The sequence below is a fragment of the Phaeobacter sp. JH20_29 genome, assembly GCF_048056175.1.
Classification (GTDB): domain Bacteria; phylum Pseudomonadota; class Alphaproteobacteria; order Rhodobacterales; family Rhodobacteraceae; genus Phaeobacter; species Phaeobacter bryozoorum.
On the sequence record NZ_JAYMWO010000004.1, the window covers coordinates 1 to 12,741 of the forward strand.

The 12,741-nt window shown below is 58.2% G+C and carries 24 protein-coding genes; 4 read left to right on the forward strand and 20 right to left on the reverse strand.

Annotated elements, in window-relative coordinates; genetic code table 11:
• Positions 1-327: 327 nt before the first annotated feature.
• The 18 genes from VWZ85_RS01650 to VWZ85_RS01735 form a co-directional block, all read right to left on the reverse strand.
• On the reverse strand, positions 328-1,308 hold the full coding sequence (locus VWZ85_RS01650; protein WP_416586774.1) for a tyrosine-type recombinase/integrase: 981 nt from the start codon (positions 1,306-1,308) through the stop codon (positions 328-330).
• The gene (locus VWZ85_RS01655) at positions 1,305-1,487 is read right to left on the reverse strand and encodes a hypothetical protein (RefSeq protein ID WP_222459520.1); all 183 of its coding nucleotides are present in this window, start codon (positions 1,485-1,487) and stop codon (positions 1,305-1,307) included. The genes VWZ85_RS01650 and VWZ85_RS01655 overlap by 4 nt, the downstream gene beginning before the upstream one ends.
• 90 nt (positions 1,488-1,577) lie before the next feature.
• Complete coding sequence (locus VWZ85_RS01660) at positions 1,578-2,426, reverse strand: phosphohydrolase (RefSeq protein WP_416586777.1); 849 nt, start codon at positions 2,424-2,426, stop codon at positions 1,578-1,580.
• 14 nt (positions 2,427-2,440) lie between these two features.
• Positions 2,441-2,641 (reverse strand): hypothetical protein, encoded by a 201-nt coding sequence (locus VWZ85_RS01665; RefSeq protein ID WP_416586779.1) that lies wholly within the window; start codon positions 2,639-2,641, stop codon positions 2,441-2,443.
• A 23-nt stretch (positions 2,642-2,664) separates the two neighbouring features.
• Positions 2,665-2,862 (reverse strand): hypothetical protein, encoded by a 198-nt coding sequence (locus VWZ85_RS01670; protein WP_102858687.1) that lies wholly within the window; start codon positions 2,860-2,862, stop codon positions 2,665-2,667.
• Positions 2,863-2,906: 44 nt separating this feature from the next.
• A complete protein-coding gene (locus VWZ85_RS01675) occupies positions 2,907-3,134 on the reverse strand; it encodes a hypothetical protein (protein ID WP_416586780.1) in 228 nt (75 codons plus the stop codon).
• A gap of 47 nt (positions 3,135-3,181) precedes the next feature.
• The gene (locus VWZ85_RS01680) at positions 3,182-3,412 is read right to left on the reverse strand and encodes a hypothetical protein (protein WP_416586782.1); all 231 of its coding nucleotides are present in this window, start codon (positions 3,410-3,412) and stop codon (positions 3,182-3,184) included.
• A 30-nt stretch (positions 3,413-3,442) separates the two neighbouring features.
• Positions 3,443-4,048 (reverse strand): hypothetical protein, encoded by a 606-nt coding sequence (locus VWZ85_RS01685; protein WP_416586784.1) that lies wholly within the window; start codon positions 4,046-4,048, stop codon positions 3,443-3,445.
• A 55-nt stretch (positions 4,049-4,103) separates the two neighbouring features.
• Positions 4,104-4,433: a hypothetical protein gene (locus tag VWZ85_RS01690; protein ID WP_416586786.1), complete on the reverse strand. Its 330-nt coding sequence runs from the start codon at positions 4,431-4,433 to the stop codon at positions 4,104-4,106.
• 31 nt (positions 4,434-4,464) lie between these two features.
• Entirely contained in the window at positions 4,465-4,749 is a 285-nt protein-coding gene (locus VWZ85_RS01695) for a hypothetical protein (protein ID WP_416586789.1), read from the reverse strand.
• A 29-nt stretch (positions 4,750-4,778) separates the two neighbouring features.
• On the reverse strand, positions 4,779-6,392 hold the full coding sequence (locus VWZ85_RS01700) for a DNA cytosine methyltransferase (RefSeq protein WP_416586791.1): 1,614 nt from the start codon (positions 6,390-6,392) through the stop codon (positions 4,779-4,781).
• Entirely contained in the window at positions 6,392-6,613 is a 222-nt protein-coding gene (locus VWZ85_RS01705; RefSeq protein WP_416586794.1) for a hypothetical protein, read from the reverse strand. Before VWZ85_RS01705 ends, VWZ85_RS01700 begins: the two co-directional genes overlap by 1 nt.
• 25 nt (positions 6,614-6,638) lie before the next feature.
• Positions 6,639-7,013 (reverse strand): hypothetical protein, encoded by a 375-nt coding sequence (locus VWZ85_RS01710; RefSeq protein ID WP_416586795.1) that lies wholly within the window; start codon positions 7,011-7,013, stop codon positions 6,639-6,641.
• A gap of 42 nt (positions 7,014-7,055) precedes the next feature.
• Positions 7,056-7,829: a hypothetical protein gene (locus VWZ85_RS01715; RefSeq protein ID WP_416586798.1), complete on the reverse strand. Its 774-nt coding sequence runs from the start codon at positions 7,827-7,829 to the stop codon at positions 7,056-7,058.
• Positions 7,830-7,977: 148 nt separating this feature from the next.
• Positions 7,978-8,397, reverse strand: a complete 420-nt coding sequence (locus VWZ85_RS01720; protein WP_416586801.1) for a hypothetical protein — start codon at positions 8,395-8,397, stop codon at positions 7,978-7,980.
• A gap of 75 nt (positions 8,398-8,472) precedes the next feature.
• Positions 8,473-8,856 carry a helix-turn-helix domain-containing protein gene (locus VWZ85_RS01725; protein ID WP_416542019.1) on the reverse strand — a complete coding sequence of 128 codons (384 nt, stop codon included), beginning with the start codon at positions 8,854-8,856 and terminating at the stop codon, positions 8,473-8,475.
• Positions 8,857-8,949: 93 nt separating this feature from the next.
• Positions 8,950-9,315 carry a hypothetical protein gene (locus VWZ85_RS01730; RefSeq protein WP_416586803.1) on the reverse strand — a complete coding sequence of 122 codons (366 nt, stop codon included), beginning with the start codon at positions 9,313-9,315 and terminating at the stop codon, positions 8,950-8,952.
• A gap of 16 nt (positions 9,316-9,331) precedes the next feature.
• Positions 9,332-9,673 (reverse strand): hypothetical protein, encoded by a 342-nt coding sequence (locus tag VWZ85_RS01735; protein WP_416595411.1) that lies wholly within the window; start codon positions 9,671-9,673, stop codon positions 9,332-9,334.
• Between the two features lie 76 nt (positions 9,674-9,749).
• On the opposite strand from VWZ85_RS01735, the gene VWZ85_RS01740 reads away from it, so the two are divergent.
• Positions 9,750-10,430 (forward strand): hypothetical protein, encoded by a 681-nt coding sequence (locus VWZ85_RS01740; protein ID WP_416586807.1) that lies wholly within the window; start codon positions 9,750-9,752, stop codon positions 10,428-10,430.
• On the opposite strand, the gene VWZ85_RS01745 is transcribed toward VWZ85_RS01740, so the two are convergent.
• Together VWZ85_RS01745 and VWZ85_RS01750 are read right to left on the reverse strand one after the other, a co-directional pair.
• Positions 10,373-11,125: a hypothetical protein gene (locus VWZ85_RS01745; RefSeq protein ID WP_416586810.1), complete on the reverse strand. Its 753-nt coding sequence runs from the start codon at positions 11,123-11,125 to the stop codon at positions 10,373-10,375. The two genes, VWZ85_RS01740 and VWZ85_RS01745, sit on opposite strands and share 58 nt — an antisense overlap.
• 108 nt (positions 11,126-11,233) lie before the next feature.
• Positions 11,234-11,587 (reverse strand): helix-turn-helix domain-containing protein, encoded by a 354-nt coding sequence (locus VWZ85_RS01750; RefSeq protein ID WP_416595414.1) that lies wholly within the window; start codon positions 11,585-11,587, stop codon positions 11,234-11,236.
• Between the two features lie 87 nt (positions 11,588-11,674).
• Between VWZ85_RS01750 and VWZ85_RS01755 the strand changes: the two genes are divergently transcribed.
• The 3 genes from VWZ85_RS01755 to VWZ85_RS01765 all read left to right on the forward strand — a co-directional run bounded on the left by VWZ85_RS01755 (position 11,675) and on the right by VWZ85_RS01765 (position 12,710).
• On the forward strand, positions 11,675-11,896 hold the full coding sequence (locus VWZ85_RS01755; RefSeq protein ID WP_416586815.1) for a helix-turn-helix domain-containing protein: 222 nt from the start codon (positions 11,675-11,677) through the stop codon (positions 11,894-11,896).
• Between the two features lie 75 nt (positions 11,897-11,971).
• Positions 11,972-12,481 (forward strand): hypothetical protein, encoded by a 510-nt coding sequence (locus VWZ85_RS01760; RefSeq protein WP_416595416.1) that lies wholly within the window; start codon positions 11,972-11,974, stop codon positions 12,479-12,481.
• A complete protein-coding gene (locus VWZ85_RS01765) occupies positions 12,474-12,710 on the forward strand; it encodes a hypothetical protein (RefSeq protein ID WP_416586821.1) in 237 nt (78 codons plus the stop codon). The genes VWZ85_RS01760 and VWZ85_RS01765 overlap by 8 nt, the downstream gene beginning before the upstream one ends.
• The last annotated feature ends 31 nt before the right edge of the window (positions 12,711-12,741 follow it).

The window sequence follows — 12,741 nt, forward strand, 5'->3', positions numbered from 1 at the left end:
AAAGCCGTCACCGGCCATTCAGGCGTTGAAATGCTCAAAAAGTACGGTGGGCCGATCCGGCAAAGAGAGCTCGCGAAGCGCGCTCAAGAGGCAAGAAATCAAATGGAACGAAGCAAGAGCGAAACGTGAAAGTTTCAACGGTTGTTTCAAAAATGGCAGTGAAGGAGAGGTGGGATGACGCAAGTCATTGATTTTATTGGAGGCGAGTACCGGAATCGAACCGGTGTACACGGATTTGCAATCCGAACCCAAGTCATTGAAATAACTAGATTGAGTGTTGAGAAAAAGGCGGAATAAAACGGAAACGAACCGTGAAAGTTGCGAAGGCTATTTGCGCCTCCGCTGCGCTTCCAAAGCCCGCACTTTCTGCCGCGTCGAGCCTGCGTATTTTGCAATCATCGCCTTCGTGGTGTGGCCGGTGACTGCCGCTATCAAATCATCGTCGCAACCCAGCGCGGCCAGCTCTGCCGCCGCTGCATAGCGCAGCCCGTGCAGGTCATAGTCCTCGGCGCCAATCACCTTGCGCACGTTCATCACCGCCTCATGAGCACTGCGGTAGCTGGTCGGCTTTCCGCGGCCCCATGCGCAGATCGTCGGGCCAATTTTCTGCGTATCCGCCAGGATGGCGCGCAGGTGCGAGGTGAACGGCACCCACAGCTTGGCCCCGGTCTTTCCCTGCGCCACGTTGATTCCGTCGCCCTCTATATCGCTCCAGCGCATTTTCAGAACATCACCGATCCGCTGGCCGGTCCCAAGGCACAGTTCAAATACTAGCAGCGCCCGGCCGTCAGCGGCGGCGCGGAATTTCTCGATCATCTCCGGCGGCCATGGCTCGCGCGGCTTGGTATCAGCTTTCAGAAGGGAAACGCCCTTGGCCGGGTTATCGTCGCGCCAGCCCAGGTCTATCGCGTGCTCCATCAGGATCCGCACCACCTGCACGATGTAATTGGCAAAACGCACGGTCTCGGCGTTGGCATCCCGCGCTCTGATCACGTCCTTGCGTTTGATGCCAGCAACGGCCTTGCTGCCGATCTTCTCCCGCACCCATGAGAGCACTTTGTCGTAGTCACGCGCTGTGCGAGGCGCCAGGCGCTTGTAGCGCTGGCTGCGCTCGTAGTTGGTGACAAGTACAGAGAATGTCTTGCCGGTGGTTGGGGCCGCCTGCGCGCCATTCAGAAGGGCGGCATACTCCAGAGCGAATTCCTTGGTCCCAGGGCGGCTCTCAATGCGTGTGGTCTGGTAGCCGCGGCGCTGAAAGTACAGCACGCCTTTCTTGTTGTAGACGTGCGCTGGTAGTTCTCGCTTCATCGTTTGAAGTCCACCTGATCGAAGTCATCCAGATCGCCGCCGGGTGTTGCCGGTTTAACGTGCACCTTTCCATCCGGCTCGATGATCACGGAAAACCCTTGTGCGGCCCATTCTGTGACCGCCTTGCGTAGATCCGCCGGGCGCCAAAGCGGCTTGGTGACTGGTTCATGCTTGCCCATCAGCTATCCTTTCTTGTCGGAATGCAGGCTGCCGCCAAGGGCCTTGTATGCGGTGACTTCCTTCATGTGTTCCTCCGGGGATTGTTGGATTCAGGCAGCGACACGGAAACCGGCGGCATTGCGATGCCCACCGCCGCCGTTCGCCTTCGCGATCTCCGACACGTCCATTCGGTCATCCATCGACCGCAGGGAATATGTCACGCCGTCATAAGATCGAACGACACAGGCCGCGAATGGCGCGGCAGGATTGCGCTTCAAAAGTTCGTGGGCCGTCTCTGACACGAAGTCATAAGAGCATGCTGCGACCGGCACCTTGTGGCCTGCGATTTCTTCCTCGAAGGCAGTGTCGCATATGTTGCCAACAATCATGTCTACATATCGCCGGATCGCAACGCCATCATTGGCCAGCCGCTCGGTCGTGAACATATCCCAAAGATCAAATTCGCGGGGTAGCGAGCGGATCGCGATGCAAACTTCCTTCGTGGCGCGAAGATTGAAGCGCCAAAGGTCGCGATCTTCGACATGCTCCATCCATTCCGGCATGGGCGTTGCTCCAAAGCAGTACTCCCATGCGAGGCGACACCCTGACTTTTCCATATTGAAGCACACGCCGACACCTTCAATAATGCGGTCTGCGTAGCGCTTTTCAAATGGGCCGCCGACGCATTCCAATTTCAGAAAGTCGGCAAGTTCGGCCTCTGCGGTCTTGTGGTGATCCAGCACAATGATGCGCCGCGCCTTGTCAGCCAAGGCCTGCATCACGTCCTTCTTGAACGAGAAATCGACAATCAGAACGTCCTTTCCTGTAACGTCTGGAGCGTCGTTACCATAGTTGCAGGCGACAAATTTCACTTCGTTGCCGAAACGTTTCCAAACCGCGTAGGCGGCTGCAAAGCCATCGTCGCAGTTGGCGTGATAGATACAAATGTCGGGTGTCATGGTTCCTCCGGGGGTTAGGTGGACGCGGCTTCCGCCGCCTTCCGTGCGTGGTTCTTAATGATGTCGCCGAGGTGGTCGGCTTGCTCTGCGCCTAGCTTCCACCAGCGGAACGTTTCGCCGTCCGCAGCGAGCCATGAGAGGAGGACGTAGCCATCCTCTGTGGCTTCAACTTCGACGCGTCCGCCGCCCTCTGCCGTATCCGCGTTGATCTTCATGGGTTCCTCCGGCGTTTGTTGGATTAGAAGGGGGTGGCGTCAGCGTGCATCCACCGGAAAGTGTCAGCGTGGCGCTCAATGTCCTCGATGCGGTCGTCCCCGAGATCATCGTAGTGGGTGTCGAATAGTCGGCTGACCAATCGGTGAAGGCGATCACCGGGCTTGATGATGTGTGTTTCGGACAGATAGCTTTCGGCTATTGGGAGCAGATTTTTGGCCATATCGTTCTCCATCAAAGGGGTGCGTTTCGGGAAGATGATTGGAGTTAGGTGCCTCTTTGCCCCTTGTCGTCCATCCTCCAGTCAGAGGGCGAGATCCGTCGATAGACGGCTGCCATCAGTTTTGGGCGGGTGTCTAGTCTGGGATGGCACCAATCAATTTCCACTTTCGCGCCCATAAGTTGAAGCGAGTGAATAACCAAGTTTACGGAGTTGATAGCTGCTTGCAGCTCCTTGGCCTTGGCCTCGAATTCATGCTGAGTTTGGACGGTCATTGTCGGCTCCATCAAAAGGGTGGGTTTTAAGGTTGGGGATTTCTGGATTAAGCGGCGAGCTTGGCGGCAATCACGTCGGGGAATACGGAAACCGTCCGGTCTGTCTCGTATTCCGCAATGAACTCGCCCAGCATCTTCAGGTTCTCATTCGTGCTGCAAACCTCCAGCCATGCTTGCGTGGATACCAAGTGGCCGTCCGCATCACGGGCTTCGGCAACCCACCCCTGCGCGCGGATCTCGGCGGTTGTGGTCAGGTTGATCGGATTTGGATCTTTCATGAGGCCTCCGGGCGGTTGGGGTTAGGTGGATTAGGCAGCGACAGGCGCTGTGTCTATGTTCTGGCGTTCAACAGTGAAGGTGTATGCAGCCACCCAAGGGTTTTTTGACCATGGCGCGCGCTCTGCGTTCAGGCTCTCCCAGAGGCCGTGAAACTCTTCCTCCGGCGACAAGCCATCTTCACCATCGCGAGAGACGTATCCTGGACAGCCCTCGGCAATTGCGTCCTCCCGGCGAATATCCTGTAGGCGCTCCACCCGCACCTGTGTGACTGTAAGCGTCAGGCGGGAAGCCCAGCGGGGCATATGGATTGAAGGGCGCCAATTCCCCCAATACGATTGCCATCCATGATCGCTATCTGCGTGGAAATGAACGCGGCCGCCGATGGCTTCGCTCGGCTTCTTGCCCCACCCTATGCCGCTCACGGCAAACCGCTCCCGCACCCATAGGCGATCTCCCGGCACCGCATTGACCGGTAGCAAATCCCGATTTCCCGGCAAGGTCAGGAAGTCGGCGCAAAAAGTGGCCAGCGCATCGTGCGCGGCCGCCTTCGTGATCACCCGTCTCGTTTGGGTCTTTCTTCCATCCAACAGGGCGCGGACCATATCTCCGCTGAATAAGATCGGTTTGTCTGCCATATCGGCCTCCGGTGCGTTTCGGGGTTGGGGTAAAATGAAAGTTGTGTGGGCGGCTCTAGACGGCGTCAGTATGAGCGTCGATCAGCCAGCCAGAGGCCGCCTCTTTATGCTCATGCTTCGGGGCCCAGGAGCACAGGTAGGCTCTGAGGGTGGTATAGAAGACACCTTCATCGACACCCGCTTTGATTGCGCGCCCGTGATCTGAAAGCTTGCCGCCTTCAAAGAACAGCTTCATGGCGATTTTGCATCCTTCGCCCCGGCCCCGGCGGTATTCCTCGGGGATCTGCTCATAGGGCGGGTAGGCGTCGATTTCCGCACCAAAGGCTGCGTGCAGTGCGCTCATCTTGGGGATCTCAAACGTGCCGAGCTTCAGGCGGTTGGTCATTTTTCCCTCCGATGCGTTTCGGGGTTGGGGTTTACTGGGCACACGGCTGATCAATCCCAGCGGGCCAGCCTTCTTGGTTTGCGGCGCTGATGTTGTCGACAACCCAAGTGCCGAACACCTGGACTGCATCGGCTTCCATGCCCGGCTTAATGCCGCCTGTCATGACGGCGTAAACCGTCGCCCCTGCGGCCACTGCAGCGCTTGCTGCATCACTAGGTGGCATCCCGTTGTGCATGGCTTCTGTCAACAGGGGGAGCAGTTTGAGGCGCAGCGCCTCTATGGCTTCGGACTCCGGTCCTTCGGGATGATCAGCCATGGTGTTCTCCTAGTGGGGTCAGGTGGAATTTAGGCGGCAACGGGAACGGCTAAGTGCGCGACGTTGGCGCTGGCAAGCACCTCGGCCATCACTGGTGGCACGCTGTTGCCGCACATGCGGGTTTGTTCGGTTTTGGTCATGATCCGCTCTCCGGCCCGGTCGATCTGGTAGCGATCTGGGAAGCTCTGGGCACGGAATTGTTCGCGTGGGGTCAGCATGCGCATGCCGATATCGGTGACGGCGTAGGTCTCGCCATGGATCTCGACGGTCACAAGGCCGAACGTGTCGCGTGTTGCGAGGGTGTGTAGCGGTTCGCCCAAGCGTTGCCCGACGCCTTGGCCGTAGTATTTTTGCAGGAAGGCCCCGATGATCGCGCCGTGACGACCGCCCGCGCAGATCGACGGGTGGGGATCTCGGATATCGCGCGCACTTCTGCTGCTGCCGTGCATGTTCATCAGATGCGCCGCGACGATCTGTTGCTGCGTGCCGCGCGTTGTCAGGGTGCTGAGCGGTGCAGAGGCCGGTCGCCCTGCGTTGTTCTTCATTCTCTCACCGGCGTTGTGTTGCGCAAGGAAGGCGGCAACAAGAGCATGTTTGCCGCCGCCCGCTACAGCTGTGCCAAGGGGCTTATGCAGCCCTGGCACGCGCGGGGCCTGACCGGGCCGCTCACCATATCCGGTTTGCACAAGGGTCGGCACGATAAGCGCGTTTTGATCTTTCGGGCTGGCCGTGATCGTGTGCATCGGATCGAAGCCGCTGCGCACAGATCCCCCTTGCTGGGCATAGGTGACCAGGAACGGTTCTTTCGCGTCGATCACATAGCGCATGACGCCGCGCGCGACCCGGCGGAGTGTGGCATCTGCGAGGGGGCGAATGGCGCGCAACCCGTGCTTTTCCTTGATCTCATCGCTGCTGTCAAAAATGCTGGGGCAGGGCAGTGACCAATCAATGATCTCGGCAGCAGTGCGCCATGGCTTGCGCTGTCCGTCGATGACCTCTGCGCTATTGGGTGCACCATGCGTCGGGGTGGGCCAGACAATTGGCCGGCCGTCACAGCGCGCGATCAGGAACAAGCGCTTGCGGATGGTAGGGGCGCCATAATCGCAGGCGCGCAGCTCTTGCCATTCAACCTTGTATCCAAGGCGTTTCAGTTCTTTGACCCAATGCTTGAAGGTCTGCCCCTTGCGATCCGGGCAAGGGCGGTTTTCGGCTGTCAGCGGCCCCCAGTCACGGAATTCTTCGACGTTCTCCAGCATGATCACATCCGGGCGGGCGCGCTTTGCCCATAGGACCACGACCCATGCCAGATCCCGGATGTTCTTTTTGACCGGCTTGCCGCCCTTTGCCTTGCTGTGGTGCTTGCAGTCTGGGCTGAACCATGCCAGCCCCACGCGACGGCCCTTGCAGACCTCGGCAGGATCCACCTGCCAGACGTTGGTATTCAGGTGCAGTGTTTCGGGATGGTTGGCCTGGTGCATCGCCAGCGCAGCTGCATCGTGGTTGATCGCGACGTCAGGGCTGCGCCCTAGGGCCATCTCGATCCCGGTGCTGGCACCGCCGCCCCCTGCAAAGCTGTCAATGATCATGGGGCGGGCATCGATCGGTGACGCCGTTGGTTGGTCAAGCTGGAATAGGGCGTTCATCAAGCAATGTCCTCTGGTCTTTGTGGATTGCAGTGAGGGCAGGGCAGCCCGCGCTTGTTCTCGGAGAGGGTCCATTCGTCAGGAATCCAGCCGGTGTCATGGTCGCAATGGGGGCACTCGAAGCGAATGCCAGGACTGCCGCCGGGAAGGTGGCCAGCATCGGCAACGCGCATCCGCTTGATGGGTGCCGTGCGGGGCAGGTCGTCTTTGGAGAACAGCATGGCGGCTCCATCAAAGGGGTGCGTATTAAGCGCCGCGCTCTACGGCGGCTGGTGAATAGGTTGGCGGTGTCAGGAGGTCGTGAACCATGCGAATGTCGAGGTCAGAGGCTTCGGTATTCAGGGTCACGGATAGCGCCCTTGGGTTCTCGCCATCACGCCCAACGCCCAAGATCCGCAGGGCGCTGTCGAAGAGGGAGCACGGCCACTTCATCAGGTGGTGCTTGATAGCATTTCCGGCACGCGCTGCGGCCTCGCAATGGGCAGCGTCTTTACCATAGGTGACGACATGCTCAAAACCGTCATCGCCAACTTTTCGCGCCACTACGATCACCTGATCCCAGCCATGGGTTTCGGCGATGTCACGGGCTGACTTGATGGGCAGTTTGATTTCTTCGCTCATAAGGATCTCCATCAAAGGGGTGCGGTTGTGGGGCTGGTGGGATCAGTAGTCACCGACAGAGGTGCAGACCTCGTCCTCATCGACCTCGATCACGGTCTCCGCGGCGTACATAGCCAAGAGGCGCTGGGCGAGGCCGTAGGGCCTATTGGTGGTGAAGCCCTCCCGACCGCCCTTGCTGGCAATGACGCCGGTGTAATCGCGGATACTACTGATGGTGCCAGTGTGCAGCTCATCGCTGTCTTGGTTGAGGTCGGGTTTCAAGCCATGGCGGATGCGCAGAGTGATGTCGCAGGAAGTCTTTTCCCGGTGCTCATAGTACGCGCTGTCATCAAGGTAGATCGTCCACTCAGGGCCAAAGCACGTGCTGTCCCGCGGATCCTCTCGCTCAACGATGCAGGTCACCACCTCACCATATCCGCCATCGCTCTCATGCCGCGCCCGCATCTCTTCCACGATCTCAGAGAGCTTTACCGATTTCGGCGCGATCTTGAGCATCTGAGCGATATCGTCTTTCAGGCGTCCTTCGATCAGGTCGGACGCGATGGTCTCCACCTGTTTCAGAACCATGCCGCTGATCAGCGCATTATAGCTGGGCAGGTTCAGATCATTGATCTTGAGGGCCTCAGAAATCTTGCGCTCCAGATCCTGGCCAAAGGGTGAAAAGCTTCGCGTTGCCTGTTCAATGGCATTTTCGACCGTCTTCGCGATCTGCTTATCCACGATCTCTTTCACGCGCTCCGGCGCTGTGGCGTTGGCCAGAGCTTGTGCGGCCAGCTGTGCAATGTCGGTTGTCGGGGTGTCGACTTTGTCTTTCATGATGGCACCTGTGAGTTACGATGTCAGCGCTGGGCGCGGCCGGTTTCCGTGAGTGGGGTTGCCGCGCCCGGGTGGAGCGGGCGCCACCCCGCATGTGTTGGAAAAGGGCCGGGACCGTGGCCCCGGCCAGTTTGTGCCTCAGCAGGTTTCAGGCCTCGGCAACAGGGAGTGAGGGTGGCAGCGGCGCCTGTCCGTTGTAGGGGCAGTCAGGCCGCCAGTCGGTGGCGCGGCGGGCCCTGGTCAATCGGCAGGACATGCGGGCCGCGCGGATCCACGCAGACAGCGCGCTGGGTAGGTCGATGCCGTCCACGCTGATGCCCAGAAGCTCCACGCATCTCCCCGCAGTCTGAATATGCGCGCGAAGATTGCCTTTCGCTGCTTGACGGGTGTTTGGGCTTAAAGACGCCCAGTTCCGTTTGGCCTCCGGGTCTTTATGGGTGGTCCAGCCTCGATCGCGCAGCAGTCGGATAAGGCCGCCGTAAACCTCCTCCTTGAAGGACGGTTCGTTGGGGTCATCCTGCCAAATTCCGATGTGTGAATCGTGCAGGTTTATTTCCAGCTTTCTCATTGGCGAGCGAGCTCCTGAGTTTCGGGGCCTTGTGTAGACGCGCTGGGCGCGATGCCAGCATGGTGAGAGTTGGGATTATTCAGCGGCGATGGCTGCGGCGTTGCCTGGCATATCGCCGTTGAGGCCAACCAGCCCTGCAGCGACGACATTGAGAGCTGCTTTTCCCATTGGGCTTGCCGCCCGGTGCGCCCGTACGATCTTGATCTCGTCGGAGTTCAATTCGCGGTCGGCGTTAGGTTTGGCGTCTTCTGTGGGGAAGAAGTCTGACGTTTTTGCTTCAAGGTGATTGGCAATCATCCAGAGGCGGGACGCGCTGACCCGGTTTGCGCCAGTTTCATACTTCTGGATTTGCTGAAACTTGATACCCACTGCGTCTGCGAGCTCTTGCTGCGAAATCCCTGCCAGAAGGCGAGCTTGGCGGATCTGTTTTCCAACGTGGATGTCGATGGGATGCGGCATTGCGATGTTCCTTTGATCTATCTGCACATGGGCGCGGCCGGTTGCCGTGAGTGGGTGTTGCCGCGCCCGGCGGAGCGGGACTGCCCGCGTTGTTCAAAAGGGGCCGGGGCCGTAGCCCCGACCAGTTCTTGCGTCGGCAGGTTTCAGGCTTCGGCAAGGGGGGAGTTGTTCAGGAAGCGGCGCTTGGCCGTTGTAGGGGCAGTCGTGGCGCCAGTCCGTCGCGCGCCGTGACGGGTCAAGGTTGCAGCGGACGCGAGCAGCCCGGATCCAGCTGGAGATCGCGGCATTCACATCAGGGCCGGTGCCCTCGATGCCAAGCATCTCGATCTGCCAGCCACTGCCGCCCTCGCAGACCGCCGGGGAGACCTTGCCTCCGTTAGTCCGGATCAGAGTCCGACGGCCAAAGCAGGAGCGGTGCTCCAGATCTAGGGCGGCGGCGTGGATTTCTTGGTGGGTCACGGGCGATGCCATGGCGCTACTGCCGCACAACATGGGCGGGCAGCTTATTGATGAGCCAGCCCGCCAAAAGGGTTGGTGCCTTACGAGGGCGCGCCACCGTGTCCAGTTGCTCTGCCAGTCGATAGGCGAGCAGTTCACCTGCCATTTCTGGAAGCATATGCCGGGCCATGGCCGCCAACTCTTCGTCAGTGCAGGTGGCCAAAGATGTCACAGGATCATTGCCCGCCATGGCGCGCAGCTGGCCGTCTGAAATCAAACTTTCTGAGGGTGCGTTCTTCATTGCGATTCTCCCTTGGTTGAGATTAAGGTAGTGACCAAAATGGTCATCGTCAATAAAATAAATGACCAAAATGGTCACATTGTGGAGTCCGATCTGTTCACAGTCGGAAAGCGGCAATACACTGCCCGCGTTATTTGAGATTGGATTGCCAATTATGACCGAAACAGTATTTCAGCTGACCAGTGCGATGAGTGTTCGGATTTCCCGGATCACGGCAAAGGGGTGTCGCATCGGAGTGACCCATGAATTTTCAGAGGTTGGCGCGGCTTTGAGGGAGGCCGGGAAGCCCTATTTGACGCCAACTCTCTCGCCCGGATGGAACGATTTCACGAGGGAGAATTGTTTCTGGATCCACATTTCTATGGGCGGAGAGTTGCTTGGAGCCGCTGGGGTGAAGCGTGAATCAATTGGCGTCGAACCTGTTGGGGAGTACTGGAGGCGCATCCATCGGCGCCACTATCCTCGCCCTGATGGGGGTGAAGTGATTGAGGAGGTCTCGTCGCTCATCGGTGACAGCTTTCAGGGGGATATCGCCTATTTCGGAGATCTATTCCTCAATCCGAAGCTGCGAAAACTGCAGGTGATCGAAGACTTCGGGCATGTGGCGCTCTACCATGCCGCGATCAGCTTTAGGGCGAGTGTATTCTATGCGTTTTTGAAGGATCGGGATCTGAGGCGGGGCTTTGGGTATCAGTTGGGGCTAATGAGGTGTGTCCCACGCGCTCAAATCTGGGCCGACCCGGCGCCCGCCACACGTGGCAATCATGAGGCGTGCTGCTATTCGACAGCCAATGATGTTCTGGGCTTGGCGGCCCTGGATGTGGCCGACGCATGAACCCCAACAGCGCAAACGCCATTGAAGCTCTGGATGGGGAACAGTAGGCGCTTGTATCTGATGGTCTCGGCGCCAGGTTGTCCATGGATGTGGCTGCTCAGCTTTTCCATGGATATCAGGCACGTTCCCTTTGCTGCGAGCTGATAGGACATGATTAGCTTCTGCCTCTCTTGGTAGGGGAAGCTGTCTACGGCCTTTTGAAGACTGGCTAGGGAAGAGGATTCAATTACACGAGCCGCAAGGCTCTGTGGGCCAATGTGAAGTAGTTTTAGGGTTTCTGCGCCATGTGGAGGCTCAGCGTAGATAACCAGGTAATCAAGGATCGGTGCGATGGTTTCTGTCGTGGCGCCATCAGCGACGATGTCCGTCACTTCGTCAATCGTTGGCCTGCGACCGAGTGCAATTCCCAGCGCCTGTTCATCGATCTCAATTTGCAAGCTGTGGCAAATCCTCAAAAAACGGCAGACGCCCACATCCCCACCTTTCTTGAACAGGCCGGATAGGAAGCTCCTGCTGTTTCCTGATTCTTCGGAGGCTTCATTTAAGCTTTTACCCGTGCGTGCGCAGTATTCTAAGACCCTTTGCTCAAGCCAGATGGCAATTCGCTTTGGATCTGAGCGCGTTTCATCGAAAATTTTCGACGCAGGCATATTAATTTTGACAGGTTTGCGCCATTTGCCCGACAAATCATTCATAGGTTGAATGCCTTCAAAGGGAATTTAAGTGAGATATTGGACTACAAACTTGAAACTATACTTCGCTGCAAGGGCTGCCTTGCGGTCCGGTAAGTCGCTGGATGAAGTCTATTTCGGCTCTTCCTGGCTTTCAATTGCACGCATCTTGGTTGCGAGCTCAAGTGGCAGGCCGCCCCACTGACCAAGGATGACAAAATCCATGGTCACCCCGAATCGATCAACGAGAAGCGCGGCGAGTTCTTTTGATGCGGCGCGCTTCCCGCCTTCAGTTCTGGACCAGTAAGTCCTCTCAATCCCGAGTAGGTCTGCGATCTCAGATGGTTGCAACCCGAGCGCACGACGCAGAAGGCTAAGACGATAGCCGATGCGCTCGGGGCGCATCTCGCCAGCAAATGCTGATGTTTTCTGCTGCTCTGGGGAATTGCTTGTCATGCCCCCAGTTATCATGACCATTGTGTTCATTATCAATCACCAAAAAGGTTGGTTGACGAATGACCAAAATGGTCATTACTATGCCTTTGGTACATGCAATGTGGCGAATGGTATATCATGACAAACGAAATCACCTCTGTTCCTAAGATTGTGGACCGCTGGCCGTCTCGGTCATGTCTGGCGGAGGATTTGGGGGTTGACCCTGTCGTTGTCGCCCGCTGGGTGTCCCGCAACAGCATCCCCGCAAAGTACCATTTCAAGATCGTCAACTGTGCGAAGCGGCGCGGCCTCAAGTTGCGCTTTGAGGATTTGGCGCGCGCTCACAGCTCTCTCGCCTAGTCCGACCGATCTGAAATTGACTGATTCCATGCATCAAGTGTGGGCGCAGTCAGCTCAAATGCCAAAGCAATGAGGTTGCCCAGCATGGCGAACCAGCGAAACTATCTTCACACACTTATCCGCGGCTTGGTGGTCCGATACTTCCCCGGCAAACAGAACTGCGCGGCTCGCGAAATCGCAGAGTTCTGGGCCGGTCGCGGGCTGGAAGACAGCGATGTCGATTTTGGTGGTTTCTCACGCAAGATGAACGGAAGCCGCGCCTTCGATGTCTATGACCTCTTCGCCCTCGTTCAGATCACGGGCGATAAGCGGCCTCTGTTGGCCTTTAATGAGGTTCAGGAGGGAAACCTACCTCCCAGCATACCAATGCCCGTCTTGGCCGCGCGCGCTGCTAAAGAGTCAGGCGAGTCTGTTTCCGCAGCGATCGAGGAAGGCGATCTCGCTGAGATCGCGCGCGAAGCCGGGGAAGCCGAGGCCGCGCACCGAAAGATCCGTGAGGAGGCAGAGGCCCTTATGCGCAGCGGCCCTGATCCCGATGAAGACGTGGCAGCAGCTGCCAATTCCGGAGGTCACAGCGATGGCTGAGCGCAAGCGGATCCTGGATCAGAGCTATTTCCGTATCGGCCACGTGGTGGTCAGGACGACCGTTCACAGAGAGAACGGACAGACATTCAGCCTTTTCCCTGATGTCGAAGGGGGAGAGGCAAAACCATTGTTCACCGGCCACATTGAGAAGGGTATGGGGACAGAGCTGCGGCGGCTGGCGCACCACTTTGACGACCTAGAGGCAAAGTTGCCAAAGGTGGGACGATGACCAGCCGCCACCAGCCTATTCGCTGCGGGAT

Coding starts and splice junctions, on each gene's coding strand:
- VWZ85_RS01750 (WP_416595414.1), bottom strand. CDS start 11,587: ATGAACACAATGGTCATGATAACTGGGGGCATGACAAGCAATTCCCCA.
- VWZ85_RS01650 (WP_416586774.1), bottom strand. CDS start 1,308: ATGAAGCGAGAACTACCAGCGCACGTCTACAACAAGAAAGGCGTGCTG.
- VWZ85_RS01710 (WP_416586795.1), bottom strand. CDS start 7,013: ATGAGCGAAGAAATCAAACTGCCCATCAAGTCAGCCCGTGACATCGCC.
- VWZ85_RS01765 (WP_416586821.1), top strand. CDS start 12,474: ATGGCTGAGCGCAAGCGGATCCTGGATCAGAGCTATTTCCGTATCGGC.
- VWZ85_RS01680 (WP_416586782.1), bottom strand. CDS start 3,412: ATGAAAGATCCAAATCCGATCAACCTGACCACAACCGCCGAGATCCGC.
- VWZ85_RS01740 (WP_416586807.1), top strand. CDS start 9,750: ATGACCGAAACAGTATTTCAGCTGACCAGTGCGATGAGTGTTCGGATT.
- VWZ85_RS01705 (WP_416586794.1), bottom strand. CDS start 6,613: ATGCTGTTCTCCAAAGACGACCTGCCCCGCACGGCACCCATCAAGCGG.
- VWZ85_RS01700 (WP_416586791.1), bottom strand. CDS start 6,392: ATGAACGCCCTATTCCAGCTTGACCAACCAACGGCGTCACCGATCGAT.
- VWZ85_RS01685 (WP_416586784.1), bottom strand. CDS start 4,048: ATGGCAGACAAACCGATCTTATTCAGCGGAGATATGGTCCGCGCCCTG.
- VWZ85_RS01695 (WP_416586789.1), bottom strand. CDS start 4,749: ATGGCTGATCATCCCGAAGGACCGGAGTCCGAAGCCATAGAGGCGCTG.
- VWZ85_RS01745 (WP_416586810.1), bottom strand. CDS start 11,125: ATGAATGATTTGTCGGGCAAATGGCGCAAACCTGTCAAAATTAATATG.
- VWZ85_RS01715 (WP_416586798.1), bottom strand. CDS start 7,829: ATGAAAGACAAAGTCGACACCCCGACAACCGACATTGCACAGCTGGCC.
- VWZ85_RS01720 (WP_416586801.1), bottom strand. CDS start 8,397: ATGAGAAAGCTGGAAATAAACCTGCACGATTCACACATCGGAATTTGG.
- VWZ85_RS01665 (WP_416586779.1), bottom strand. CDS start 2,641: ATGAAGATCAACGCGGATACGGCAGAGGGCGGCGGACGCGTCGAAGTT.
- VWZ85_RS01690 (WP_416586786.1), bottom strand. CDS start 4,433: ATGACCAACCGCCTGAAGCTCGGCACGTTTGAGATCCCCAAGATGAGC.
- VWZ85_RS01725 (WP_416542019.1), bottom strand. CDS start 8,856: ATGCCGCATCCCATCGACATCCACGTTGGAAAACAGATCCGCCAAGCT.
- VWZ85_RS01755 (WP_416586815.1), top strand. CDS start 11,675: ATGACAAACGAAATCACCTCTGTTCCTAAGATTGTGGACCGCTGGCCG.
- VWZ85_RS01670 (WP_102858687.1), bottom strand. CDS start 2,862: ATGGCCAAAAATCTGCTCCCAATAGCCGAAAGCTATCTGTCCGAAACA.
- VWZ85_RS01655 (WP_222459520.1), bottom strand. CDS start 1,487: ATGGGCAAGCATGAACCAGTCACCAAGCCGCTTTGGCGCCCGGCGGAT.
- VWZ85_RS01660 (WP_416586777.1), bottom strand. CDS start 2,426: ATGACACCCGACATTTGTATCTATCACGCCAACTGCGACGATGGCTTT.
- VWZ85_RS01675 (WP_416586780.1), bottom strand. CDS start 3,134: ATGACCGTCCAAACTCAGCATGAATTCGAGGCCAAGGCCAAGGAGCTG.